Origin of the sequence: Streptomyces sp. 2P-4, from assembly GCF_030167965.1 — a bacterium.
In the GTDB taxonomy this organism is placed as follows: Bacteria; Actinomycetota; Actinomycetes; order Streptomycetales; family Streptomycetaceae; genus Streptomyces; species Streptomyces globosus_A.
The window spans coordinates 6599623-6621942 of the sequence record NZ_CP095011.1 but is presented as its reverse complement, the minus strand read 5'-3'; the positions used below and the strand labels follow the sequence as shown (position 1 = coordinate 6621942).

Annotated in this window: 25 protein-coding genes and 1 pseudogene; 14 read left to right on the top strand and 12 right to left on the bottom strand. The window is 73.4% G+C overall.

Going from position 1 to position 22320, the window contains the following annotated elements:
- Position 1: 1 nt before the first annotated feature.
- Both nadE and MUK52_RS29505 read right to left on the bottom strand, forming a co-directional pair.
- Positions 2 to 832, bottom strand: coding sequence for an NAD(+) synthase (gene nadE / locus MUK52_RS29510; protein WP_114056118.1), 831 nt, complete (start codon positions 830 to 832; stop codon positions 2 to 4).
- 149 nt (positions 833 to 981) lie between these two features.
- Positions 982 to 1437 carry an NUDIX domain-containing protein gene (locus tag MUK52_RS29505; RefSeq protein WP_114056119.1) on the bottom strand — a complete coding sequence of 152 codons (456 nt, stop codon included), beginning with the start codon at positions 1435 to 1437 and terminating at the stop codon, positions 982 to 984.
- A 205-nt stretch (positions 1438 to 1642) separates the two neighbouring features.
- Here MUK52_RS29505 and MUK52_RS29500 point away from each other — a divergent pair, with 205 nt between their 5' ends.
- Positions 1643 to 2485: a class I SAM-dependent methyltransferase gene (locus MUK52_RS29500; RefSeq protein ID WP_284581465.1), complete on the top strand. Its 843-nt coding sequence runs from the start codon at positions 1643 to 1645 to the stop codon at positions 2483 to 2485.
- A 3-nt stretch (positions 2486 to 2488) separates the two neighbouring features.
- Here MUK52_RS29500 and MUK52_RS29495 read toward each other — a convergent pair whose 3' ends face one another.
- The gene (locus MUK52_RS29495; protein WP_114056120.1) at positions 2489 to 2950 is read right to left on the bottom strand and encodes a BP74-related protein; all 462 of its coding nucleotides are present in this window, start codon (positions 2948 to 2950) and stop codon (positions 2489 to 2491) included.
- A 429-nt stretch (positions 2951 to 3379) separates the two neighbouring features.
- On the opposite strand from MUK52_RS29495, the gene MUK52_RS29490 reads away from it, so the two are divergent.
- Positions 3380 to 4066, top strand: coding sequence for a class I SAM-dependent methyltransferase (locus MUK52_RS29490; protein ID WP_246042584.1), 687 nt, complete (start codon positions 3380 to 3382; stop codon positions 4064 to 4066).
- 210 nt (positions 4067 to 4276) lie between these two features.
- Here MUK52_RS29490 and MUK52_RS29485 read toward each other — a convergent pair whose 3' ends face one another.
- Positions 4277 to 4684 carry a VOC family protein gene (locus MUK52_RS29485; RefSeq protein ID WP_114056122.1) on the bottom strand — a complete coding sequence of 136 codons (408 nt, stop codon included), beginning with the start codon at positions 4682 to 4684 and terminating at the stop codon, positions 4277 to 4279.
- Between the two features lie 259 nt (positions 4685 to 4943).
- Between MUK52_RS29485 and MUK52_RS29480 the strand changes: the two genes are divergently transcribed.
- Complete coding sequence (locus tag MUK52_RS29480) at positions 4944 to 6218, top strand: ricin-type beta-trefoil lectin domain protein (RefSeq protein ID WP_246042585.1); 1275 nt, start codon at positions 4944 to 4946, stop codon at positions 6216 to 6218.
- A gap of 22 nt (positions 6219 to 6240) precedes the next feature.
- Here MUK52_RS29480 and MUK52_RS29475 read toward each other — a convergent pair whose 3' ends face one another.
- A complete protein-coding gene (locus MUK52_RS29475) occupies positions 6241 to 6813 on the bottom strand; it encodes a hypothetical protein (RefSeq protein WP_246042586.1) in 573 nt (190 codons plus the stop codon).
- A gap of 140 nt (positions 6814 to 6953) precedes the next feature.
- On the opposite strand from MUK52_RS29475, the gene MUK52_RS29470 reads away from it, so the two are divergent.
- Together MUK52_RS29470 and MUK52_RS29465 are read left to right on the top strand one after the other, a co-directional pair.
- Positions 6954 to 7376, top strand: a complete 423-nt coding sequence (locus MUK52_RS29470; protein WP_284581464.1) for a YjbQ family protein — start codon at positions 6954 to 6956, stop codon at positions 7374 to 7376.
- 247 nt (positions 7377 to 7623) lie between these two features.
- Positions 7624 to 7929: a WhiB family transcriptional regulator gene (locus tag MUK52_RS29465; RefSeq protein WP_114058728.1), complete on the top strand. Its 306-nt coding sequence runs from the start codon at positions 7624 to 7626 to the stop codon at positions 7927 to 7929.
- A gap of 76 nt (positions 7930 to 8005) precedes the next feature.
- On the opposite strand, the gene MUK52_RS29460 is transcribed toward MUK52_RS29465, so the two are convergent.
- The 4 genes from MUK52_RS29460 to MUK52_RS29445 all read right to left on the bottom strand — a co-directional run bounded on the left by MUK52_RS29460 (position 8006) and on the right by MUK52_RS29445 (position 13152).
- Positions 8006 to 9277: a serine hydrolase domain-containing protein gene (locus tag MUK52_RS29460; protein WP_284581463.1), complete on the bottom strand. Its 1272-nt coding sequence runs from the start codon at positions 9275 to 9277 to the stop codon at positions 8006 to 8008.
- A 187-nt stretch (positions 9278 to 9464) separates the two neighbouring features.
- Positions 9465 to 10562 carry an alpha/beta hydrolase gene (locus MUK52_RS29455; protein ID WP_284581462.1) on the bottom strand — a complete coding sequence of 366 codons (1098 nt, stop codon included), beginning with the start codon at positions 10560 to 10562 and terminating at the stop codon, positions 9465 to 9467.
- Positions 10563 to 10726: 164 nt separating this feature from the next.
- The gene (locus MUK52_RS29450; protein ID WP_284581461.1) at positions 10727 to 12262 is read right to left on the bottom strand and encodes a hypothetical protein; all 1536 of its coding nucleotides are present in this window, start codon (positions 12260 to 12262) and stop codon (positions 10727 to 10729) included.
- 101 nt (positions 12263 to 12363) lie between these two features.
- On the bottom strand, positions 12364 to 13152 hold the full coding sequence (locus MUK52_RS29445; protein ID WP_284581460.1) for a hypothetical protein: 789 nt from the start codon (positions 13150 to 13152) through the stop codon (positions 12364 to 12366).
- 125 nt (positions 13153 to 13277) lie between these two features.
- On the opposite strand from MUK52_RS29445, the gene MUK52_RS29440 reads away from it, so the two are divergent.
- Positions 13278 to 13652 carry a VOC family protein gene (locus MUK52_RS29440; protein WP_114056129.1) on the top strand — a complete coding sequence of 125 codons (375 nt, stop codon included), beginning with the start codon at positions 13278 to 13280 and terminating at the stop codon, positions 13650 to 13652.
- Between the two features lie 163 nt (positions 13653 to 13815).
- Positions 13816 to 14178: an SH3 domain-containing protein gene (locus tag MUK52_RS29435; protein WP_284581459.1), complete on the top strand. Its 363-nt coding sequence runs from the start codon at positions 13816 to 13818 to the stop codon at positions 14176 to 14178.
- Positions 14179 to 14236: 58 nt separating this feature from the next.
- Here the strand turns inward: MUK52_RS29435 and MUK52_RS29430 are convergent, their stop codons facing one another.
- Entirely contained in the window at positions 14237 to 14596 is a 360-nt protein-coding gene (locus MUK52_RS29430; RefSeq protein WP_114058729.1) for a subtilase-type protease inhibitor, read from the bottom strand.
- A 564-nt stretch (positions 14597 to 15160) separates the two neighbouring features.
- Between MUK52_RS29430 and MUK52_RS29425 the strand changes: the two genes are divergently transcribed.
- Positions 15161 to 15538 carry a hypothetical protein gene (locus MUK52_RS29425; protein WP_284581458.1) on the top strand — a complete coding sequence of 126 codons (378 nt, stop codon included), beginning with the start codon at positions 15161 to 15163 and terminating at the stop codon, positions 15536 to 15538.
- A gap of 83 nt (positions 15539 to 15621) precedes the next feature.
- Positions 15622 to 16194 carry a dihydrofolate reductase family protein gene (locus MUK52_RS29420; protein ID WP_114056132.1) on the top strand — a complete coding sequence of 191 codons (573 nt, stop codon included), beginning with the start codon at positions 15622 to 15624 and terminating at the stop codon, positions 16192 to 16194.
- A 4-nt stretch (positions 16195 to 16198) separates the two neighbouring features.
- Here MUK52_RS29420 and MUK52_RS29415 read toward each other — a convergent pair.
- Together MUK52_RS29415 and MUK52_RS29410 are read right to left on the bottom strand one after the other, a co-directional pair.
- Positions 16199 to 16390 (bottom strand): annotated as a pseudogene (locus tag MUK52_RS29415) (cupin domain-containing protein); the annotation flags it as partial.
- 56 nt (positions 16391 to 16446) lie between these two features.
- Positions 16447 to 17133, bottom strand: a complete 687-nt coding sequence (locus MUK52_RS29410; RefSeq protein ID WP_114056133.1) for a M15 family metallopeptidase — start codon at positions 17131 to 17133, stop codon at positions 16447 to 16449.
- Between the two features lie 97 nt (positions 17134 to 17230).
- Here MUK52_RS29410 and MUK52_RS29405 point away from each other — a divergent pair, with 97 nt between their 5' ends.
- The 5 genes from MUK52_RS29405 (at position 17231) to MUK52_RS29385 (ending at position 22316) form a co-directional block, all read left to right on the top strand.
- Positions 17231 to 17740: a metallophosphoesterase family protein gene (locus MUK52_RS29405; protein ID WP_284581457.1), complete on the top strand. Its 510-nt coding sequence runs from the start codon at positions 17231 to 17233 to the stop codon at positions 17738 to 17740.
- Positions 17741 to 17903: 163 nt separating this feature from the next.
- A complete protein-coding gene (locus MUK52_RS29400; protein ID WP_114056135.1) occupies positions 17904 to 18515 on the top strand; it encodes an acyltransferase in 612 nt (203 codons plus the stop codon).
- Between the two features lie 641 nt (positions 18516 to 19156).
- A complete protein-coding gene (locus MUK52_RS29395; RefSeq protein ID WP_284581456.1) occupies positions 19157 to 20230 on the top strand; it encodes a hypothetical protein in 1074 nt (357 codons plus the stop codon).
- Positions 20227 to 21060: a WecB/TagA/CpsF family glycosyltransferase gene (locus MUK52_RS29390; protein ID WP_284581455.1), complete on the top strand. Its 834-nt coding sequence runs from the start codon at positions 20227 to 20229 to the stop codon at positions 21058 to 21060. The genes MUK52_RS29395 and MUK52_RS29390 overlap by 4 nt, the downstream gene beginning before the upstream one ends.
- Positions 21060 to 22316, top strand: coding sequence for a nucleotide sugar dehydrogenase (locus MUK52_RS29385; protein WP_114056138.1), 1257 nt, complete (start codon positions 21060 to 21062; stop codon positions 22314 to 22316). The genes MUK52_RS29390 and MUK52_RS29385 overlap by 1 nt, the downstream gene beginning before the upstream one ends.
- The last annotated feature ends 4 nt before the right edge of the window (positions 22317 to 22320 follow it).

Sequence of the window (22320 nt, the reverse complement as noted above, 5' to 3'; positions counted from 1 at the left end):
CTCAGGGGGCGATGGGCAGCTGCCGCTTGTGCTCGGTGGCCCGGTAGCGGCGGGCGATGATGTCGAAGGCCCGCTCGCCGACCGGCTTGCCCTCCAGGAAGTCGTCGATGTCGTCGTACGTGACGCCCAGCGCGTCCTCGTCCGCCTTGCCCGGGTCGAGGGTCTCCAGGTCTGCGGTCGGCACCTTCCACACCAGCTCGGCCGGGGCGCCCAGCGCGTCGGCGACGGCGCGCACGCGGCGCTTGGTCAGTCCGGTGAGCGGCACGAGGTCGGCGGCGCCGTCGCCGAACTTGGTGAAGAACCCGGAGACCGCCTCGGCCGCGTGGTCGGTGCCGACGACGAGGCCGTCGTACGCGCCGGCGACCGCGTACTGGGCGATCATGCGCTGGCGGGCCTTGATGTTGCCCTGGACGAAGTCCTGGTGGTGGGCGTCGCGGAAGACGACGCCCGCGGCGACGGCGGCGGCGAGTGCCGCGTCGCTGGCGGGCTTCACGTCGACCGTCAGGACGTGGTCGGGGCGGATGAACGACAGCGCCAGCTGGGCGTCCTTCTCGTCGGCCTGGACGCCGTACGGCAGGCGCATCGCGTAGAAGGCCGCCTCGTGCCCGGCGGCGCGGGCGCGCTCCACGGCGAGCTGGCACAGCCGGCCCGCGGTGGTGGAGTCCACGCCCCCGCTGATGCCGAGGACGAGGGAGCGCAGGCCGCTCGCGGTGAGCTTCCCGGCGAGGAAGGCCACACGGCGCTCGATCTCGCGCTCCGCGTCGAAGGCGTCGGTGACCTGGAGGTCCCGGGCGATCTCCTGCTGCAGGGCGGTGGACGCCGGCTCGCTCACGGCTGCTCCTCGGGGTCGTGCGCGTGGGTACGCGGGGGCGGTTCGCTGTTCCGCACCGACCCTAGCCCAATCGGCCGTGCGGCCTTCCTCCGGCCGCCCGGCGGCCGGTCCGGCCGGGGTCCTGCCGGGGTGCGGGGTGGGGCCAGGGGCTACGGGGACAGTTCGAGGTAGGCCGGCCGCCCCTGTCTGCGCGCGGCCAGCGCCGCCTGCCACACGGGCAGCACGTACGGCGGGACCATGTCCGCGGTGACGTCCTCGGGCCGGCAGAAGCGGATCTCGCCGATCTCCGACTCCTGGAGCGTGATCCGCTGCTGCTGCTCCGGGGTCAGCTGCGGGCCCTCGAAGACGTGGAAGACGTGCGCGCCCCCCGGACGGGCCAGCCACGCGGTCACCAGCAGGCCGCCGACCTCCAGGTCCAGGCCGATCTCCTCGCGCAGCTCGCGGCGCAGCGCCGCCGTGGGGAGTTCGCCCTCGTCGAGGTGGCCGCCCGGCAGGTTCCACCGCTCGTTGTGGACCGGGTTGACGACGAGCACCCGGCCGTGTCCGTCCGTGACGACGGCGGCAGCCGACGCGGTGGCCGTGGTGCGGCGCGCGGGCGCGGTCATGGGTGCTCCTGTCACGGCGGGGCGGGCCCGCCGCTTCCGGCCGGCGGGGTCGGCGCTCACCGTAACAACGCGGCCGCAGACGGGCTCCGTGGGCCCGGGCCGGGACAGGGGCGGGGCCCGCGGCCGGCGCACGAGGGGGGCGCACAGGGCGGAGCCCATCGACAGGGTGTCGCCGCCCGGTCACACTGGGGCACGGAGGTGACACATGACGGAACGCGAACGCGCGCGCGAACGGACCGACGGCATGCGGCCCGCCGTCCGGGAGACATACGGCCCCGCGGACCTCAGCGCGGTTCCCATCTTCGCCGGCGGCTTCATCAACTTCGGCTACTGGCAGCCGGGCGACCTGGGCCGCCCCCTGACGGTCGGCGACCGTATCCGCAGCCAGGAGGACCTGTACCGGCACGTGCTGGACACCGTCGGCCCCGTGGAGGGCGGCGAGGTGCTGGAGGTGGGATGCGGCCTCGCGGTGGGCTGCGCGCTGGCCCTGGAGGAGTACGCCCCGGCGCGGATCACCGGCATGGACATCCACCCCCAGCAGCTGGAACGGGCCCGCCGGGCCAACACCCGTGCCCTGGCGGCGGCCGGGCCGGGCCGGTTCCGGCTGGTGCGCGGAGCGGCCGAGCGGATGCCGTTCGGGGAGGCCGAGTTCGACCGCGTCTACAGCGTGGAGGCCGCCCAGCACTTCGACGACCTGGAGGCGTTCGCGGCGGAGGCCGCCAGGGTGCTGCGGCCGGGCGGGCGGCTCGCCGTCGCGAGCTTCTTCGCCGCCGACCCGGCCGCCCCGGAGCCGCTGGCGGCACTGCTGACGACCTTCGCCGACGGGCTGGACATCGCCCGGCAGCCCGCGGACCTGACGGACGCCCTGACCCGGGCAGGGCTGGAGGGCGCGCGGGCGGAGTCCATCGGCCCCGCCGTGTGGCCCGGCTGGGACCACTGGCTGTCCGCCCAGTGGGAGCCGGGCACCTGGCCGCGGAACTTCCTGCACGCCTGGGAGCGGGGGCTGCTCGACTACTACGTCGTCACCGCCGAGCGCCCCCGCGCCTGACCGCTACGGCCTGGGCAGTTCGCGCGTCAGCTTCGACTGCCACGGGCACCAGGTGGAACGCGGCAGGAGCGCCCCGCCCACCTCGTCCAGGTGCTCGTCCACGTAGGCGATGCTCGCGTCGCAGACCTCCATCGCCATGCCGAAGAACTGCACCGAGTTCGGATCGAGATGGTAGGTCCACGGCTTGTTGTACGAGGCGGGCGTCTTGACGACGGTGCCCATGACACCGCGGTGCTCGGTGTCGGCGCCGCTGAGGATGTTCCGGGCCTGGCGGATCTTGGCAGGGTCGGTGAGCTTGATGACGAACGTGTCCGTGCCGTCCGTGAACTCGAAGTAGGTGGCGCGCGCCGCCGCGGACACCGTGTCGCCTTCGGCGGGCTGGGCGGCCTGGGCGGGCTGGCCCAGCGCCAGCGCCAGCATCGAGACTGCCGCGACACTGCCGGCGCGGGTGAGGATTCGTCGCATGACCGGTACCTCCGTACCTGATGGGTCGTATGGGGCCTTTCGGCCTTTCGCAACGCACCGTATGCAACTCACCAGACCCAATGGCCACTTGGGACATGAAACTGCCTCAAAGGACACCAAGTGCACCCACCACCCTGCCCGGAGGGCCACGCTCCGCAGTTCCGGCGGCCCGGCTGCCCCTCCGCCCGCATCCCCGCTCCCGACCTGCCGTCCCGGCCCGCGGAGCCGCCCGCGAGGGCGCGGGCGCGGCCTGCGGTGGGGCGTCTGGACGCCGGTCGGCGCATGCGGTTCCGGGCGACACCCGCTCCGGCCCCTGGGGCGGGTTGTCGGGTGGTAGTGCAGGGGACCGGCGGGGTAGGTCTGCAGTGGCCTGCGGGTGGTCCGCGGCCGCGGGCCGCGGGCGGCCCGGCACGGGGGAAGGGAAGCATCGTGGGAAGCGGAGTGGGCGCAGGTGGAGATCCGGCCGGTGCGGCGCATGCCGGGCAGCCGGTGACGGCCGCCGAGTTGTTCGACGGGCTGGGGATCGCCTACGAGGAGGCGTTCGGCAGGCTGCCCGCGCAGTCGGACGCCGTCGACTGGCTGGCCGCCCGACTGGCGCCCGGCGCCCGCGTCCTCGACGTCGGCAGCGGTACGGGCCGCCCGGTCGCCGAGCGGCTCGCCGACGCCGGGTTCGAGGTGACCGGGATCGACGTGTCACGCGTCATGGTCGAACTGGCCCGAGCCCAGGTCCCGAAGGCCCGGTTCGAGCAGTGCGACGTACGGGACTTCGCCCCGGAGGGCGGCTTCGACGCCGTCTGCTCCTTCTTCCCGCTGCTCATGATGAGCCGGGCGGAGGCATCGGCCGCATTGCGGCGGATGGCCGGCTGGCTGGTGCCGGGCGGCTACCTGGTGTCGGCCACCGTGCCGGCCGACGTGGAGGACGCCGAAGTGGAGTGGATGGGGCGGCGCGTGCGGGTGTCGAGCTGCTCGACCGACGCCTACCTGCGCCTCCTCCGCGAGGACTGCGGCCTGGAGCTCCTGCACCACTCCGTCTCCCTCTTCCTCCCGGACGGCGGACTGGCGGCACCGGAGGAGCACCTCTTCTGCTACGCCCGCCGCCCGGTCGACGGGGAGTGAGGGCGAGCCGGCGCCGCGGGGGCGGACAGGGAGAGGAACGGCGGGGCGGGGCGGCGAGGGCGGAGCTGACGGGTCGCATGCGGGTGCACCTTTCGACGGGGAGCAGGGACAGCCCCCGACCGCAGGGACGCGGCGGTCCGCTGTCGCGGTACCCGGCCGCGTCGCGGCGCGCCCCATCCGAATGGCGCCGTCCGAATGGCGCAGCTCCCGCTACGCGGGGAGGTTCAGCTGCCAGGAGACGCCGAAGCGGTCGCTCACCCAGCCGAACTTGGGGCTGAAGCCGTACGAGCCCAGCGGCATCAGTGCCGCGCCGCCCTCCAGGAGGGCCTCGTACAGGCGGTCCAGTTCGGCCTCGCTGTCGCACTGGACGAAGAGGGAGATCGCCGGGGTGAACCCGAAGTCGTGCTTGGCTGGGCTGTCGATACACATGAGCTGCTGGCCGGCGAGGGAGAACACGGCGTGCTGCACAGTGCCCTCGGGGCCGGGCTCGCCGGGGCCGTAGCGGGTGATGTCGAGCACCTCGGCGTCGTCGAAGAGCGAGGTGTAGAAGGCCATCGCCTCCTCCGCTTGGCCCTCGAACATCAGGAACGTGGTGATCTTCTGGGATGTCGCGGCCATCCTGCCTGCTCCAAGGAGGTGGGGTGCGGCTGTCGGTGCGACAGTAGGGCACACGGGAGCCGAAACCCCGTCAACTCCCCCTGCCGTGAGGCGAACCCGTACCCCTCCCCTATCATCTGTTCGATTCTCGACTCCCGTGGGCGTTCACGTCTGCACGGGAGCAAACACGATGAGAGGCAACGGGGACTTGGGATTCAAGGCCGGATATCGGATATCAGTGGTCGGCGCGTGCGCCGTGGCGGCCATTGCAGGAGGAATCATGTCCTCCAGTGCCTTCGGCACGGAGGACGGCGGCGACGGCCCGCAGGCCGCGCAGTCGGCGCCGCTGCCGGCGCCGGACGTGCACGCGGCGGACACCGCCCCGTCGCGCACCGACCACACCGCGTTCCGCGACGGCGTCATGCACCTCGGCGGCGACACGGCGGCGCCCGCCGGAGCAGGCGGCTCCGCGAAGGCCGCCGCGGGTGCGGCCGCCCGGGCGGCGGCCGCCGCCGCTCCCCCGCAGGGCGAGGGGTGGAAGCTGAGCGGAGCCACGAAGTGGCTGGCGACCGGCTACACGATCAAGTTCTACGACCAGAAGTCCGCGGACTGGCTGGGCCCCTACGCCAAGGCCACGGCGGCGGACCTCCAGCGGATCACGAACCTGCCGGTCAAGGTCGACACCAAGCCGGTGGGCTGGGAGTACTCCCGCCCGAAGGGCGAGGTGATCCTGGGCGTGCTGCACCGGCCCTGCCTGCCGCCGGACGGCGACATCATGGGCAACACCGGTTGGAAGGTCGTCCGCGACGGCTCCGGCATGGCCAACCTGAGCTGCGGCTTCACCAGCTCCTCGGTGCCGGAGACGGTGACCAGCGGGCACGCGTACATCGACAGCGAGTTCTTCACCCCGCAGGGCAAGCCGACCGCCGCCATGGGCGAGACGTACATGCGCAACCACATCAGCCACGAGATCGGCCACACCCTGGGCCTGACGCACGCGAACCGCAGCATGAAGCGGAGCGACTGCGTCAAGGGCACCGACTCCGGCCAGTTCCCCGTCATGTGCTCGCCTGCGTACGCGTACCAGGACAAGCGGGCCGGCACGTACGTGCAGCAGTTCGACGTCCAGGGCTTCCGCAGGCTGGCCGCGGGCGCGGGCGCCGTGCTGCCCCCGCAGGGGAAGGTCTCCGGCATCGCCGGGAAGTGCCTCGACGCCAGGGGCGGCAAGGCGGCCAACGGTACGCAGATCCAGCTCTACACCTGCAACGGATCGGTCGCGCAGTCCTGGATCCTCGGCAAGGACGGCACCTTCCGGGCGCTCGGCAAGTGCCTCGACAATGCGCGCAACGGCAGCGCCAACGGCAACAAGATCCAGCTGTGGGACTGCAACGGCTCCGCCGCGCAGCGCTGGTCGGTGAACGCCAAGGGCCAGATCGTGCACGTCGCGTCGGGCAAGGTGCTCGACGTGAAGGGCGGCGCGACCGCGAACAGCACCGTCGTCCAGCTGTACACGCCGAACACCGGCAAGGGCCAGCTCTGGAAGGCGCCGAAGTAACCCTCTCCCCCGCCGCTGCGGCTCAGCCCGGGAGCAGGGCGTCTACGACGTCGACGACCAGGTCGCCCAGCGACCTGCCGCCCGTGCCGAACGCGGCGGCGAGGGCGTAGCCGACGGCGGCGTCCTGCGGCTGGGGGCCGGCGCCGGGCAGCCAGTCCGCGGCGACGGACCCGTCGCCTCGGGAGGTGAACTCCCCGAGGCGGCGGCCGTCCCGCAGGAACCTGCTGGCCGTCGCCGAGCAGGGCACCAGGCGGTAGCGGCTGCCGCCGGCGCGGGCGTCGACGCGGTAGGAGCGGCGGGGGATCCAGGCCCGGGCCGGGCGGATGCCGGCCGGGCCGCCGTCCACGGTGAGGGTGAGGCGTCCGCCGTCGCGGGTGCCGATCGGCGCGTACCGGTTCGGCTTGGCGCCGCCACCGCGGACCAGCCGCACCTCGGGCAGCGCCCCGCCCGCCACGGCCACCGTCCCCCGGCCGGCGTCGAGGCGGACGTCGACGGGCCCGAAGCACTCGTCCGCGACGGGCCCGGACGGGCCGGCCGTACTGTCGCCGCCGAACGGCGGCTCCGCGTCGGAGAACGGCAGGGACGGATCGTGCATGGCGGTCTTCCTCGGAGCCGAAGGGACGGACGGGCCGCCGGCCACTGCACGCCCGGCACCCCCGACCATGATCGCCCACCCGGCGGACGCATCGCACGCGAGACGGCCCGGCAGCCGGGCCATGGGCGACGATGGTGCCCATGTCCGAACGATTCACGACCCGAGTCCTCGACCTCACCACAGGCCGCACCGAGACCGTGACCGACCTGACCCGCCACTGCGAGCGCTTCCTCTCCGACGCCGCAGCCGGCCGCGACGGCCTCCTGAACGTCTTCGTCCCGCACGCCACCGCCGGCATCGCGGTGATCGAGACGGGCGCCGGCAGCGACGACGACCTCCTCGACGCCCTCGGCGCCCTCCTCCCCGCCGACGACCGCTGGCGCCACCGCCACGGCTCGCCCGGCCACGGCCGCGACCACGTCCTCCCGGCCTTCGTCCCGCCCCACGCAACCCTGCCGGTCGTGGCGGGCCGCCTGGAACTGGGCACCTGGCAGTCGGTCTGCCTGGTGGACACCAACAAGGACAACCCGCAACGCCAGGTGCGCCTTTCGTTCCTCGGCTGAACCGAGGATCAGGGGGCGATGTCCGACGGCTGCACTCCCGGGTGTGGAACCTGACGGTGTGCCGGATGCGCTTTACCCCACCGTGTTCGGGGCGGCAAGCCGTCTCACCCGAAGGGGTGGTGAACGCGTTGACCCGTCTGGTCGGTGGGGTGGGGTTCCCCTACGGTCGGGCCCCGGTCGTCGCTCGCGGTGCGGGGCGGCGGCGTGGGAGCAGGCCGGGACTGGGAGAGGACGGCACAGGGTGGTCATGCACGAGGACTGGACCGACGGCGCGGTGTGCAGGACCGCCGACCCCGACGAGCTCTTCGTGCAGGGCGCGGCCCAGAACCAGGCCAAGTCGGTGTGCGGGAGCTGCGGGGTCCGTACGGAGTGCCTCGCCTACGCCCTCGACCAGCGGATCGACCACGGCATCTGGGGCGGGATGACCGAGCGGGAGCGGCGCGCGCTGTTGAAGCGGAGGCCGCTGGTGACGTCGTGGCGGCGGCTGTTGGAGGCCGCCCGGCAGGAGCACCACCGGCAGACGGGCCCCGCGGCGGTGCGCCGGGCCGGCTGACCGCCGGGCCGCCCGGGTGCCGCATCGCCGGAATGCCTGCGGGTGGGTTCCGTGGTGGGGGGCAGGCGAGCCCCGGTCAGGTCGTCGGGCGGGTCGCCAAGGCGGGGAGCATCCACGGGCTGACGGGGGCGGGGGCCGGCCCCGTCGGGGTCCTGCCGCAGAACTCCGCCTCGATCACGTTGGCGTACAGCGCCTCGTCCTGGAGCCAGTCGCCGTTGGCGTTGAAGGTCAGCTGTCGGCTGCCGTCCGGTGTGCCGACCATCGCGGACAGTGAGCCGTTGGTGCGGCCGCTCTTGCCGACCACCTTCACGCCGCAGGAGAGCTGCGCGAACTCGACGCCCAGCCCGTATCCGAAGCCGCCGCCGAGAGGCACCTCCGTGAACATGGCCTTCGTCTGGGCGGGCGGCAGCAGCCGTCCGGCCGTCAGTGCCCGGTGGAAGCGGTTGAGGTCGCCGGCGGTGGTGATGACGTCGCCGGCGGCACCGAGCCAGGTCATGTTCTGCCGGGTGGCGTCGTGGATCTCGGCGTCCGGTTCGGTGCGGTGGAGCCGGGAATAGCCGACGGGGTGCGGGCGGGGCATGCGCGGCGAGGTCCCGGGGAACGACGTCCCCTTGAGGCCGAGCGGCCTGACGATGCGGCGCATCGCCTCCTCACCGTGGGTGCGGCCGGTCGCCTTCTCGATGACCATTCCGGCGAGGACGAAGTTGGTGTTGGAGTACACCGGCATCTTCTGCGGGTCGGGCCGCGGAGGGTACGTCAGGGCGATCGCGACGAGTTCCCCGGGCGTGTGGGTGTCGTAGCGGTGTTCCGGGAAGCCGGGGCCGGCCGCGTCGTGGATGAACGCCGGGTCCTCGGTGTGGTTCGCCATGCCGCTGGTGTGGTTCAGGAGCCGGCGGAGGGTGATGGTGCGGCCGTCGTAGCCGTTGCCCTGCACCAGGCCGGGCAGCCACTTCTCGACCGTGTCGTCCAGGCTGAGCCTGCCCTCCGCTTCGAGTTGGAGCAGGACGGTGGCGACGAACGTCTTGGTGATGCTGGCGCCGCGGAAGTGGTCGGCGCGGGTCCGCTCGCGGCCGGTGGCGGTGTCGGCGTGCCCGTACGCCGCGAACCACGTCCCCTTGCGGTCGCGCACCTCGGCGGCCGCTCCCGGCAAGCCGCCCTCGGTGACCAGGTCGCGCAGGGCGGCCCCGGTTGCCTCGTGCCCGCCGGGCGCCGGCCGTGCCGCACCCTGTACGGGCGCCGTGTCGGGGCCCGCCGCGTGCGCGGGCGGGGCGAGTGCTGTGGTCCCGCCCGCGGTCAGGGCCGCCGCCAGGGCCAGTAAGACGGTGCGGGGAGCCCGCTGCTTCGGCATCAGGTGCCTCCTCCTCGTGGTCGGGGGCCAGCGGTGTGCTCCCCCGGTGCCTTGGACGCCGGATGCCGGCACAGGGTTGACTCCGCAGATGCCCTGCATCCACCGGAAGGGCCGCCTGCGGTCGCCCGCGCGCTGCCCGTTCCGAGGGCCGACGAGCAGTTCGCCACCTGCGGCGGCGGGCGGGGGATCAGTCCGCGGTGAGCCGTCCGCTCATCCAGGCGAGGGCCGGGGGCACCTCCCGGCGCCAGGTCTTGAAGTTGTGGCCGCCGCTGTCGAGGATGATGGACGAGACCCGTGCGGGCGCCTTGACCTTCGCGACGAACTCCATCGTCTCCCTGTAGTTGGGCTCACCCGTCAGCGACGAGGTCACCAGGAACGACGAGTCGCCCTGGGGCCGGTTGTCGAGGTGCCACAGGAGGTCGGACCGCTTCTCCTCGTCCTTGTCGCCCTGGAAGAGGTCGCCGGACTCGCGGTCGGTCTCGGGCCGGTACTCCGCCGACAGGCCGACGCCGACGGAGAAGGACTCCGGGTGCTGGACGGCCAGCTTCAGGGCGCAGTAGCCGCCGGTCGAGTTGCCGATGACGCCCCAGTTGCCGGGCGAGGTGCCGACCCGGTAGGCGGTCGCCACCGCCTTGACGAGGTCGGTGCCGTAGAAGGTCTCGCTCTGCGGGCCTCCGGGGACGTCGATGCACTGGGTGTTCGCGGCGGCGATGGTGGGCCGCATCATCACCAGCACCATGGGCTGCGCCTTCTTCTGCTTCGCGAGCCTCCATGCCGTCTGCGGGTACTCGAGCTTCTTGATGAGGTTCTCGGCCATGCCGGGGAAGCCGGTCAGGACGACGGCCGCGGGGAACCTGCGCTGCTCGGCCCCCTTCGCGAAGTACTCCGGCGGCAGGTACACGTACGCGGGGGCCGCCGTGCGGGAGCGCTCGCCGTGGACGACCACCTTCTCGATGACGCCGCCCACGCGGGGATCGACGCCGCCGGGGACCGCCGGCGCCTTGCGCCCGAGGACCTGTACCGCTGCCCCGCCGGGTGCGGCCGCGACCTGCTGCTTGGCGCCGACGAGGTCGGACCAGGAGTCATAGAACAGGAAGGTCCGGTTCGATACGAGCCCGACGGAGGCGAGGACGCAGACCTGGGCGAGGAGGAGGATCCCGATCCGCCCGAGCACCCGCCCTGCGCCCCGCCCTCCGAGGCGCGGCCACTGCCACACCGTCACGGCGCCCAGGAGGAGCGTGGCCAGCACCACGCACGCCGACAACGTGTCACTCGTCAGACCCATGGACCGGGATCGCCCTCTGCCGTGCCGCCCGGTTCCGACGCGCGGTCCGGGGCACACCGTCGACCGATGTGCACCGGTCAAGAGGGTGGAACACCGCCCGGCGTTCCCTCCGGAGCCGGAAATCCCGGGCGGTCGTGGCGCATCCTCACCCGATGCGGGCCCCGTCATCCGCCCTTGAGGCGGCGGGTGACCTCCTCGCTGATGCGGCGGTGCAGTTCGGCCAGTTGCCCGGGGGTGTACGCGGTCAGGTCGCCGAGGTCGGGCGGCCCGGCTCCCTGTTCCTTGCGCTTGCCCTCCTCGCGGCGGGCGAGCTCCTGCTCCTCGGGGGAGCCGGGGGCTGCGTACGCGCAGCGGATGAGCGTGCCGTCGGCGCTCTTCAGACAGGTGGCCTCGCGCCCGCCGACCTGGCCGCGGCCCTCCACCCGGTAGCGGATGTTCTGCTCGCTGCCGACGGTCGCGGTCCAGGTGGTGCCGCCGGTGGGCACGACCTCGAACACCCGGTAGTCGTTGTAGCAGCAGACGTCCCGGTACTCGGCCTTGACGAGCGCGACGATCGCCGCGGGCGAGGACCAGGTCGGGTCGAGCCGGTGCACGGTCAGCGGGGCGAGCCCGCCGCCGCGGTGCCGGGTCGGCACGGCGGAGACGGCCACGACGGAACTGGCCTCGCCCTGCGGTGTGAGCGGAGTGACGTACGAGCTGCTGCCGCTGCCGTCGCGGTGGCGCAGGGCGAACTCGGATTCGTTTCCGGCGTTGGCCCCGTCCTCGGAGGCGTCCCAGCCGCTGCGCTCGAACCACCAGTCGGTGAAGCTGCCGACGGCGGCGGTCGCCTCGCGCTGCCGGGCGGCGAGGCTCAGCGGGTAGGAGGGTCCCGGCACCGCCTGCGTGTCGGCGGTGACGGTGAGCCGGCCGGTGTGGCCGTCGTACAGGGCGAGGCCGGCGGGGCGTTCGGTGACGACGAGGAGCCCGGTCTGGCGTTTGAGGGGGACGGCCACGACGGGTCTGTCGCCGTTGCAGACGACGTAGGCGTCGTCGGCGTCGAAGCGGACCCAGCGCTTGTGTGCGGCGATCTTCCGGCCGAGGTTGTGGTGGAACCAGCCGCCGATCCGCGCGTCGGCCTCCTCCACGTCGAACCGGCAGCGCTGCTGCGAGCGGCTGGTGCCCCCGAGGGGTACGTCCTGCACCAGGCCGACCTCGTATCCGGCGAGCCAGCCGCGCCGCTCGACGAGGGTGGCGAACCGGTCGGCATCGGGCAGGTAGCTGATGTCGGCGATCTCGCCGGTGACGTCCCCGAGGTGCGGGGCGGCCTGGGCCTTGCCGACGACGTACGGGGCGCGGGCCGCCAACTCCGGTACCGGCCCGGTCACGACGCGGGTGGCGGCCATGTAGGCGCGGTCCTGGAGGTACGCCCCGTAGACCGTCCACGCGAAGGTGAGGGCGATCCCCGCGACGGCGGCGAGGCAGCCGAGGGTCTTGGCCGCGCCGCTCCCGCCGCCGCGGCGCTCCGCGCGCCCCCGGCGCAGCATCCCGACGAGGCCGGCGAGCAGTGCCAGAGCCGCGGCCAGTACGGGCACGGCCAGCCAGGAGAGGGCCTTGCGCAGTTCCCACACGGCGATCGTGCTGTAGTACGGGGCGTACCAGGGCGCGAGGAGCACGAGGGCCGCGGCTGCCGCGGGTATGCCGATGCGCAGGATCCGGTCCATCCGTGCCCTCCCCCAAGCCGGTGTGGACCCCAGTGTGGACCCGGGGAACGGCCTTTGTCAGGACGCGCGGGCGACGCGGGCTGCGCGGGCGACGGGCGCGGTCAGCCGCGCAGGGCCTTCGTCAGCAGGGAGCCGGCGATGATCAGGGCGGCGCCGATCCACCACGGGTCGCCGAGGATGAGCACGGCGATGCCGAGGGGGATGAGGAGCGCCGCCAGCGGCAGCAGGAAGCTCGCCGTGGAGGGCGGCTCGGGGCCGGGCAGTCCGGCGTCCCGCCGGGCCCGGGCCCGCGCGACGTCCGGGTACCAGGCGGTGAACTTCAGGGCGGCGACGATGGCGGTGATCTGGATGATCCAGCCGGTCCAGATGTTGTCGGGGTTGTGGAGGACGAGGTCCCCGAAGGCTCCGGCGAGGGCGGCGACCAGGAAGGCGAGCCCCCACGCGCCGGTGATGACGTAGTTGGTGCGCAGGAATGCGGGGGTGTGCCAGAGCGAGGGGTCGACCTGCTCGCGCGCGTACTGGAGGGTGAACGGCATGCGGACGGCCATCGAGCCGAAGGCGATGAGCGTGAGGGCGATGTTGGCGACCTCGCCGGCGTACGTCTCCAGCCAGCGGAGGGTGTCGGGGGCGGCCAGGGCTCCGACGACCGCCATGCCGGCGAAGAAGACGACGTCCGCGAGTTCGAGGAGCTTCCAGGAACTGCCCGGGCGGGTCAGGTGGCCCAGGAGGACCAGGGCCACGGCGGCGGCCAGTGCGGTGGCGACCGCGACCTCGAACCGGCCGGGCCCGACCAGCAGGGAGAAGATGATCCACGGCGCCATGCCGACGACGGGGCTCTCCAGGAACCCGCGCAGTGCCGAGGCGGCCGTGGGGCGTCCCTCGGTGCTCACCCTTCAAGGTTGGTCCCGTTCGGCGGGCGGAGCCACTCGTGCGCGGCCCGCACCGCGGGGGGAGCATGGGAGGCGAGGGCCGCTCTCTGCGGCCGGACACCCAGCCGGAAGGAAGGGGATGCGCCATGCTGGCGGACAGCAAGGCGTTCAGCGGCTTCTCGGTGCGGCGGATCGCCGACGTCCGGGAGTTCTACGCCTCGACGCTCGGGCTGCGCGTCTCGGGAGACGACGAGATGCTCACGCTGCACCTCGGCGGGGGCGGTGAAGTCCTGGTGTACCCGAAGGAGGCGCACGAGCCGGCCGCGTTCACCGTGCTGAACTTCCCGGTGCCGGACATCGACAAGGCGGTCGACGCACTGGCCGCGCGGGGCGTGGTGTTCGAGCGCTACGAGGAGTTCGAGCACGACGGGAAGGGCATCGTCCGCGACGCCGGGGGCCCGGCCATCGCCTGGTTCAAGGACCCTGCGGGGAACGTGCTGTCGGTGCTGACGCCCCCCTGATCCCGCTCCCCCTCGTGCGCTCACCCGTACGGGCGCATCCGGGCGTGTCCCCCGCTCGCGGGCTGCGGGCCGCCGGATAGTCGGGGCTGCGGGCGCCGCACCGGCGGCCGCGTACCAGGCGGAACGAGGCGAGCGGGTGAGGCGGTTGAGGCGGTTGAAGCCGATGGCCAGGCGTGTGGTGGCGGTGTCCGCGGTGGTGGCGGGCGTGGTGGCCGGGACGGGCGGCTGGACGGCGGGGGCCGCCGTGAACGGTCAGGAGGGCCCGGCGCCGCAGCGGTCGGCCGCCGTGACGGCCGCGTACCCGAAGGGCGTGGTGGTCTCCCGGTCGGGTGTCCACGTACGGGCGAAGCCGACGGTGTACTCGAACGTCGTCAAGACGCTGCGCCACGAGCAGGTGGTGTACCTGGTGTGCCAGCAGCGCGGCGGCTGGGTGGAGGGCAATCCGGTCTGGTACCGGCTCCACGGGGTGAACGGCTGGGTGTCCGCCCGCTACGTGCACGACCTGCAGCCCGTACGGGCCTGCTGACCAGAGGCTCCCGGCCGCCGCGCCGTGGCGGCCGGGGATGCGGGGGGTGCGGGGGGGATCAGAACGAGAAGACGGCGTTGCCGTTCAGGGTCGCGGACATGGAGCAGGAGTTGCCGAAGGTGTGCTTCCACGAGACGCGGCTGCCCTGCCAGACGCCGTCCGCGGTGACCGTGACCGGGTCGTAGTGCATGGGGCACGCGCGGTTCGGGTCCGGGGCGGCGAGCAGGCGGTCGAACGTGCCGTCGGTGGACTTCAGCGCCTCACAGGCGGCCTCGGGGTCGGGGTGGGTGCCCTGGGCGCTCGGGGCGCAGCTGAGGGTGGTCGCCCGGACGACGGTGCTGTTGGCGTCGTCCCCCTTGGCGACGGAGAAGACCAGGGCGGACGGGGCGTACAGGCTTGCGGGCTGTGCCTCCGCCATGCCCGTGGCGCCGGCCAGGCACAGGAGGGCAGCGGCGGATACGGCAGCGAAGCGGTGACGCACGACAGGACTCGCTTTCGATTCGAAGGTTGAGCGCGATACTTTCTTGCGATATCGCTCTCTTACACCGGTGAGTCTGTCGGGTGCGAAGGGTGACCGCACATCGATCGCCGATTTACGGACACCGTGTTCGGATAGCGGATAGCCGGCGGGGTGTTCGCCCAGCTCACGCCCCGTTCCGCGGCTCGATGGCGGTCCGTGCCCGCCTGCCGACGCAAGGTGAGCGATCTGCTGACATGCACTTCCGAGGGCGCGAGGCCGGGCAACAGCCACCCGGCCTTCATCGAACGGCCATTCAGCTTGACCGGATCCCTACGCTCCCATGCCCCGCCCCGGATGCCCCAGCCGGCGGAGCGGCCGCAGCCGGTGGAGGGTGCGCGCCGCGCGGCGGCCCCACGCGCCTGCGCCGGCCGCCGCACTGCGGGGCACCGCGGCGGCGCCTATGCTGCCCGCATGCCAAAGGGAACACGCGTACGCCAGACACGGACGACTCCGCTTCGGGACATGGGCGGATACGCCGTGGACGGGCAGCGGCTGGTCCGCATCACACTCGCCCTCATGCTCTGCGGATGGGCGGTGGCCGCCGGCGTGTTCGTCCTCGGACGGGCGAACGCGGTCTGGGCCGCAGTGCCGTTCATCACGGTGGTGATCACGGGCCTGGGCTTCGCTGTGGCACTGGTCCTGCTGCACCGGGCGACGTGGACCGCCCTCCTCTCGCTCGCCGGCACGGCGGCCATGCTGGCGGGCGCGGCCAACGGCGGCACCGCCCCGCTGATCTCCGGCGCGGCCATATGGTCCGCGCTGGCCGCAGCAGCATGCCGGCGCGGCTACTACAGGCGCCGCCGCGGCATCCAGGCCCCCTGGTGGGACAGCCTCGTCTGACACGGAGGCGGACACCCCGGCGGTTCTCCCCCGCCCGGCACCGGCCGGCCGTAGTGTCGAAGGGTTCCCGAGGAGGGCTGCTGATGCGCAAGGTGACGTACTCGATGAACGTCTCGCTGGACGGCTACATCGTCGGGCCGGACGGCGGCTTCGACTGGACGCCCCCTCACGCGGACGTCTTCCGCTTCTGGATCGACGAGATCAGGGGGGTGGACGTCCACCTGCTGGGGCGCCGCCTGTACGAGACGATGCTCTACTGGGAGACCGCCGACGTCTCCTCACTCGACGAGGCGGAGCGCGAGTGGGTGTCGCTCTGGAACCCGCTGCCGAAAGTCGTGTTCTCCACGACGCTGACCGACGTCCGGGGCCGTGCCCGCCTGGCCTCGGGCAGCCCGGCCGAGGAGATCGAGCGGCTGCGGGCGGAGCCGGGACAGGGGGAGATCGCGATCGGCGGTGCCACGCTCGCCGCCCAGGCGGCCGCGGCGGACCTGATCGACGAGTACCGGGCCATGGTGTACCCGGTCCTCGTGGGCGGCGGCATTCCGTTCTTCCCGAGGGCCGATCAGCGGGTGGACCTCACCCTGGCCGAGACCCGCACCTTCACCTCGGGCGTCGTCTGCCTCGACTACCGCGTGGCACGCCCGGCCCGACCCTAGTGCAGTGGGCGGGCGCGCCCACGGCTCCCGCGGCGAAGCCGGAGCGATAGCTCGTGAAGCCGTCGGCGGTCTGGTGCGAGTCGGCGAGCAGCGTCATGACGCTGCTCGGGTCGGCACAGGTCTCCGCCTCGGCGTGGCGGGTGCGGAGGGGCGCGAGGGGCGCGGCGGACGGACTCTGGCTCTCGGACAAGGTCATGCGGCAAACCCCGCGATCCGGCCATCCGGTTCATCCCTCGCGTTTCCCCACACCCCCTAACCGCCCGTGGCCGAGAAGTGCTGGTAGTCGGGGTTGGGCCAGCGGCCGCCCCAGGCCCAGCCGATGTCCGCGAACGCGCGGGACACCGCGTCCCCCGGCCGGATCATGCCGGGGACGGGCCGGTCCCGGTGCAGGTTGGCGCGGCCCGCGGCCGGGTGGACGGTGCCGCTGCGGTCCACGTACGGGTTCTCGACGGGGTTGATGTCGACGGCGTCCCCGTACGCATGCTGCGACCTCCGGCTCGGATCGCCCGTCACAGGGCGGCAGTTGAACGCCGAGGTGTTGTCGTCCGCCATGGACCTGCCGTCGTCCCCGCCGTACGCGGAGGCCGGCTGCATGCGGCGGATGGGGAACCGCGCCGCGAACACCTTGCCGAAGGCGCCGAGCAGCGGCCCGACGGCGTCCTCGTGCACGACGAGCGCGCCGCGATGGACCTTGCCGTCGAAGCCCCAGTGGTTCATCCGGATCAGCCGCAGCTGCTCCGGGCCCACGGGACAGCCCGCGCGGTACGTGGCGCCGAGCGCCTCGGCCGGGACGGGCACCACTTCGGCGGCCAGCGAGGGCGCGGCCGCCCGTGCGCGCTGCACGGGCGGCGGGGCGGGGGTCGCGGCCGGCGGCGCGGATGCCGCAAGGACGGCACCGAACGCGAGGGCCGCGGTGACGGCTACGGGTATGGGTCGCACCCGTTCACCGTAGGCACACCCCCACGCCCCCGCACGCCGCGAGGGCCACACGGGCCACAGCGGGCCACGGCGCCCCCGCCCGGCTACCGTCGGACGCGTGGACCTGCTGCTGATGTCCGACACCCACCTCCCCGTACGGGCCAAGGCCCTTCCCCCGGAGCTGCTCGACCTGGTGCCCCGCGCGGACGTCGTCGTCCATGCGGGCGACTGGGCCGACGAGGCGACCCTCGACCTCCTGGAGGCACGCGCCCGCCGCCTCGTCGCCGTCTTCGGCAACAACGACGGCCCCGGTCTGCGCGCCCGCCTCCCGGAGGTGGCGTACGCGGACCTCCAGGGCGTGCGCCTGGGTGTGGTCCACGAGACCGGCCCGGCCAAGGGCCGCGAGAAGCGCTGCGCCGAACGCTTCCCGGACCTGGACGTCCTGGTCTTCGGCCACAGCCACATCCCGTGGGACTCGACGGCCGACGGCCGTCTCCGCCTGCTGAACCCGGGCTCCCCCACGGGCCGCCGCCGCCAGCCGCACTGCACGTACATGACGGCCCGCATCGGCTCCTCGGGCCTCGCCGGCGTACGCCTCCACGAACTCCCCCCGCGCACGCCCGGGTGAGTGCCGCCGGCCCGCGGCCGCGCGCACCCCGCGGAGGCGTGCAGCGGGTCCTTCCGGATCCGCGGACGCGCCGCCCCCTCCCCGCATATGCTCCGGCTGGCACGACGCCGCTCCGGCGCAGCGCGCGTCCGGATACCGAACGCCGACGTAAGGGGACCGCCCCGTGAGTGTCCGCATCCAGCCCTCCTCCCAGGTCGACGAGACCGCCGCACTCGGGGACGGCACGACCGTCTGGGACCTGGCGCAGATACGGGAGGAGGCGCGGCTCGGCCGGGGATGCATCGTCGGCCGCGGAGCCTACGTCGGCCCGGGCGTGCGCATCGGCGACAACGTGAAGCTGCAGAACCACGCGCTCGTGTACGAGCCCGCCGTCCTCGGGGACGGGGTGTTCATCGGCCCGGCCGCGGTGCTCACCAACGACTTCTACCCGCGGGCGGTGGACCCCGAGGGGCGGCTCAAGCGGGGCGCTGACTGGGAGGCCGCCGGGGTGGTGGTGGAGGAGGGGGCTTCGCTGGGGGCCCGTTCGGTGTGCGTGGCCGGGGTGCGTGTGGGGCGGTGGGCACTGGTGGCGGCGGGCGCCGTCGTCTCCCGGGACGTGCCGGACTTCGCGCTCGTCGCCGGGGTGCCCGCCCGGCGCATCGGCTGGGTGGGGAGGGCCGGCGTCCGCCTCGCCGAGCGGGACGGGGAGCCGGGCGTGTGGGAGTGCCCCCGCACCGGCGCCCTGCACGACGAGAGGGACGGCACCCTCACCGAACGCATTCCGCATCGGAACTGACGGCACGTCGGATATTGGCCGCCGGGATTTCCTCAAAACCGCAATCACCGGCCACCCCTTGGGCATACCTTGTCCGTGTACACGGGATCTGAGCAGGCAACTGCCTTTGTTCAGTGGGGGGTTGTACACGACGGGGGCATCGCGGAACCATGCCGGCGGCGGGCGCGCAAGCGCGCTGGCGAGCGGCGTGCGTTCGCGCGGGCCCCGGTCCGGGGCATCGCTGGGGGGTACCAGTCGGCGGCTCCGGACGGCACGGGCCGGGGGCGGCGCCGCAGGGCACCGCCACGTCGGCACGTGCGCCGTCCTGCACGGTCCCTCCACGGAACGACGACCGCCGGCCGGCCCGAGGAGCGATCAGAGGGGGTAGGTGTGTCGGAGCCTCACAGCTCGCGCATACATCACGGCTCGCACATGCATCACAGCCGGCACGCGCACGACAGCTCGCGCACGCGCCGTCGCCACACGCACGAATCAGGCAGCGCACACGGCAAGCCCACCGCCCGGGCCTGCGACCGCAGGGCGGGTGCCCGGTGACCGGAGCAACCCCAGCACCCCGATTAGCTGCCCTGACCCGAGAAGACCCGACCCTCCACGCCCTCGCCCAGCGCCTGCTCGCGCTGGCCGAGCAGGCCCTCCCCCGGATGTACGCAGCCGACGGCGGCGGCACGTTCGTCTTCACCCGCGCCGGCACCGTCTCACCCGCCGGCACCCGCAGCGTGGAGCGCCGCGGTACGAGCAACCGGTACGCGGCCATCACCGTCCTCGGGGCCCGGTTCCTCCCCGAGGACCGGCAGCGCGCCGTCCTCGGCGGGCACACCGCCGCCGAGTTCGCGGGGCTGCTGGTGGAGCGGCTTCCGCGGATCACCAACCTCGGCGACGCCGCACTCGTCGCCTGGGCCGCGGCCGACACGGACCACCCCAAGCTGCCCGACGCCCTGGCCCGCCTCTCGGCCCTGGACGCCCCCGGGCAGCCCCGCTACACGGTCGAGGCGGCCTGGGTGCTCTCCGCGCTCGCCGCGGCCCGGTCCTCGGCCGACGTCGAAGACGGGCTGGCCGCAGCGCGGGACCGGCTGCTCGGCGCCCTCACGGGCACGAGCCCCCTCTTCCCGCACGCCACCGCGCCCGGACTCCTCCCGCGCTACCGCACGCACGTCGCGTGCTTCGCGGACCAGACGTACCCGCTCCAGGCCCTGGCCCGGCTCCACGCCACGGCCCCCGACCCGGTGGCCCTCCAGGCCGCCGACGCCTGCGCGGCCCGCATCTGCGAGCTCCAGGGCGACGGCGGGCAGTGGTGGTGGCACTACGACGCCCGTACCGGCCAGGTGGTCGAGGGCTACCCGGTCTACAGCGTGCACCAGCACGCCATGGCCCCCACCGCCCTGTTCGACCTGGCGGACGCCGGCGGCCTCGACCACGGCGCCGCCATCCGCCGGGGCCTGCGCTGGATGGCGGAGGTGCCGGAGCTCGCCGGCCCGGACGGGGTGCCGCGCGAGCCGATGATCCGCGAGGACCACGCGGTCACCTGGCGCAAGGTCTACCGCGGCGACCCGGCGAAGGCGGTGCGCGCCGCCCGCGGCCTGGCCACCCGGGTCGTCCCCGGGGCGCGCCTCGCCCCGCTCGACCGGGTCTTCCGTCCGCTCGCGGTGGACCGGGAGTGCAGGCCGTACGAGTTCGGCTGGCTCCTCCACGCCTGGCTGGGAGGCCCCGCCAGATGACCGGACACCGCGACAACACCCCCTACACCGACAACTCCGGCCACACCGACAAGGCCACCCTCTTCGGCATCACCCTCGACGCCCTGACCATGGACGAGACCGTGCGCCGCTGCCTGGACGCGGTGCGCCGCGGGGAGCAGATCGAGATCGGCATGGTCAACGCCGCGAAGCTGGTCACCATGCGGCGCAATCCGCAGCTCGCCGCCGCGGTGTCCGGCTGCGACCTGGTCCTGGCCGACGGCCAGGCCGTGGTCTGGGCCGGGCGCGTCCTCGGCGTACGCCTGCCCGAGCGCGTCGCCGGCATCGACCTGTTCATGCGGCTCCTCGCCGCAGCCGAGCAGGCGGACATCCCGGTGTACCTCCTGGGCGCCCGCGAGCACGTCCTCGACCTGATGCTGCGCCGGATCTCCGAGCAGTTCCCCGCCCTCCGCGTCGCCGGCAGCCGCAACGGCTACTTCGACGACTCCGAGCAGGGGGCCGTCGCCGACGCGATCGCGGCAAGCGGCGCGCGCATGCTGTTCCTCGGCATGACGTCCCCCAAGAAGGAGATCTTCACGGCCTCCTTCGGCAAGCGCACCGGCGCCGACGTCGTGCACGGGGTCGGCGGGTCCTTCGACATCCTGGCGGGCGTCACGAAGCGGGCCCCGCAGCTCTGGCAGCGCATCGGGCTCGAATGGTTCTACCGCGCCCTCCAGGAACCCCGCCGCCTCGGCAGGCGCTACCTCACCACCAACACCGCCTTCCTCCTCATGACGGCCCGGGAGCTCCTCCGCCGTACGCCGTCTGCCGGTCCCTCGCACGGGACCGGTTCCGCGAACAGGAGTCACTGATGCGCGTCGTCGTCGTGGGACAGGGATACGTGGGCCTTCCGCTGGCCGTTCGGGCAGCGGAGGTCGGACACCAGGTGATCGGGTACGACGTCGACGCGCGGCGCGTCAAGAGCCTCGCCGCCGGCGAGTCGTACGTGGAGGACGTCTCCTCCGAGCGGCTCGGCCGGGCGCTGAACCGCGGCACGTACCGTCCCACCGAACTCGCCCGGGACTGCGGGGGCTTCGACACCGCGGTCGTCACGGTGCCGACCCCGCTCCAGGACGGTGCGCCCGACCTGCGCTACATCGAGGAGTCGGCCCGCACCCTGGCCCGCTACCTCCGGCCGGGTGCGACGGTCGTCCTGGAGTCCACCACCTATCCCGGCACCACCGAGGAGCTCTTCGGCCCCCTCCTGGAGGACGGCTCCGGCCTGACGGCCGGCGCCGACTTCCACCTCGGGTACAGCCCCGAGCGCATCGACCCCGGCAACACGACGTGGGGCTTCCAGCAGACCCCCAAGGTCGTCTCCGGTGTGGACGCCGCCTCCCTCAAGGCCGTGGAGGCCTTCTACGGGGAGCTCGTCGACAAGACGGTCCCGGTGCGCTCCCCCAAGGAGGCCGAGCTCGCCAAGCTGCTGGAGAACACCTTCCGGCACGTCAACATCGCCCTCGTCAACGAGATCGCCATGTTCGCCCGCCACCTCGACATCGACGTGTGGCAGGCCATCGAGGCGGCCTCCAGCAAGCCCTTCGGGTTCATGAAGTTCACCCCGGGGCCGGGCGTGGGCGGCCACTGCCTGCCCATCGACCCGTCGTACCTGTCCTGGCGGGTCCAGCGCGAACTCGGCCAGAGCTTCCGCTTCGTGGAGCTGGCCAACGACATCAACAGCCACATGCCCGAGTACGTCACCCGCCGCGTGATGGACGCCCTCAACGCGCGCCGCCGCTCCGTCAACGGCTCCCGGATCCTCCTCCTGGGGCTCGCGTACAAGAAGAACACCGGCGACGCCCGCGAGTCTCCGGCCGTCCGCATCTCCCAGCTCCTCCTCGACCTGGGGGCCAAGGTGCGCGCCGCCGACCCGCACGTCGTCGAGGACGTCGCGGTGGACGCCCGGCTGGTCCGGGTGGAGCCGACGCGCAGGGAGCTGTCCGCCGCCGACGTGGTCGTGCTCCTCACCGACCACGACTCCTTCGACTACGCCATGGTCACCGAGCACGCCTCCCTCGTCCTGGACTGCCGCAACCGGCTCTCCGGCCCCACCGTGGAGGTGCTCTGACCCC

Excerpts from the sequence above, each read along its gene's own strand:
- MUK52_RS29465 (WP_114058728.1), top strand. The coding sequence starts at position 7,624 with ATGCACGAGGACTGGACCGACGGCGCGGTGTGCAGGACCGCCGACCCC.
- MUK52_RS29385 (WP_114056138.1), top strand. The coding sequence starts at position 21,060 with ATGCGCGTCGTCGTCGTGGGACAGGGATACGTGGGCCTTCCGCTGGCC.
- MUK52_RS29470 (WP_284581464.1), top strand. The coding sequence starts at position 6,954 with ATGTCCGAACGATTCACGACCCGAGTCCTCGACCTCACCACAGGCCGC.
- MUK52_RS29430 (WP_114058729.1), bottom strand. The coding sequence starts at position 14,596 with ATGGCGGAGGCACAGCCCGCAAGCCTGTACGCCCCGTCCGCCCTGGTC.
- MUK52_RS29395 (WP_284581456.1), top strand. The coding sequence starts at position 19,157 with ATGTACGCAGCCGACGGCGGCGGCACGTTCGTCTTCACCCGCGCCGGC.
- MUK52_RS29435 (WP_284581459.1), top strand. The coding sequence starts at position 13,816 with ATGGCCAGGCGTGTGGTGGCGGTGTCCGCGGTGGTGGCGGGCGTGGTG.
- MUK52_RS29505 (WP_114056119.1), bottom strand. The coding sequence starts at position 1,437 with ATGACCGCGCCCGCGCGCCGCACCACGGCCACCGCGTCGGCTGCCGCC.
- MUK52_RS29495 (WP_114056120.1), bottom strand. The coding sequence starts at position 2,950 with ATGCGACGAATCCTCACCCGCGCCGGCAGTGTCGCGGCAGTCTCGATG.
- MUK52_RS29500 (WP_284581465.1), top strand. The coding sequence starts at position 1,643 with ATGACGGAACGCGAACGCGCGCGCGAACGGACCGACGGCATGCGGCCC.
- MUK52_RS29455 (WP_284581462.1), bottom strand. The coding sequence starts at position 10,562 with ATGGGTCTGACGAGTGACACGTTGTCGGCGTGCGTGGTGCTGGCCACG.
- MUK52_RS29460 (WP_284581463.1), bottom strand. The coding sequence starts at position 9,277 with ATGCCGAAGCAGCGGGCTCCCCGCACCGTCTTACTGGCCCTGGCGGCG.
- MUK52_RS29390 (WP_284581455.1), top strand. The coding sequence starts at position 20,227 with ATGACCGGACACCGCGACAACACCCCCTACACCGACAACTCCGGCCAC.
- MUK52_RS29425 (WP_284581458.1), top strand. The coding sequence starts at position 15,161 with ATGGGCGGATACGCCGTGGACGGGCAGCGGCTGGTCCGCATCACACTC.
- MUK52_RS29450 (WP_284581461.1), bottom strand. The coding sequence starts at position 12,262 with ATGGACCGGATCCTGCGCATCGGCATACCCGCGGCAGCCGCGGCCCTC.
- MUK52_RS29420 (WP_114056132.1), top strand. The coding sequence starts at position 15,622 with ATGCGCAAGGTGACGTACTCGATGAACGTCTCGCTGGACGGCTACATC.
- MUK52_RS29440 (WP_114056129.1), top strand. The coding sequence starts at position 13,278 with ATGCTGGCGGACAGCAAGGCGTTCAGCGGCTTCTCGGTGCGGCGGATC.
- MUK52_RS29475 (WP_246042586.1), bottom strand. The coding sequence starts at position 6,813 with ATGCACGATCCGTCCCTGCCGTTCTCCGACGCGGAGCCGCCGTTCGGC.
- MUK52_RS29485 (WP_114056122.1), bottom strand. The coding sequence starts at position 4,684 with ATGGCCGCGACATCCCAGAAGATCACCACGTTCCTGATGTTCGAGGGC.
- MUK52_RS29480 (WP_246042585.1), top strand. The coding sequence starts at position 4,944 with ATGTCCTCCAGTGCCTTCGGCACGGAGGACGGCGGCGACGGCCCGCAG.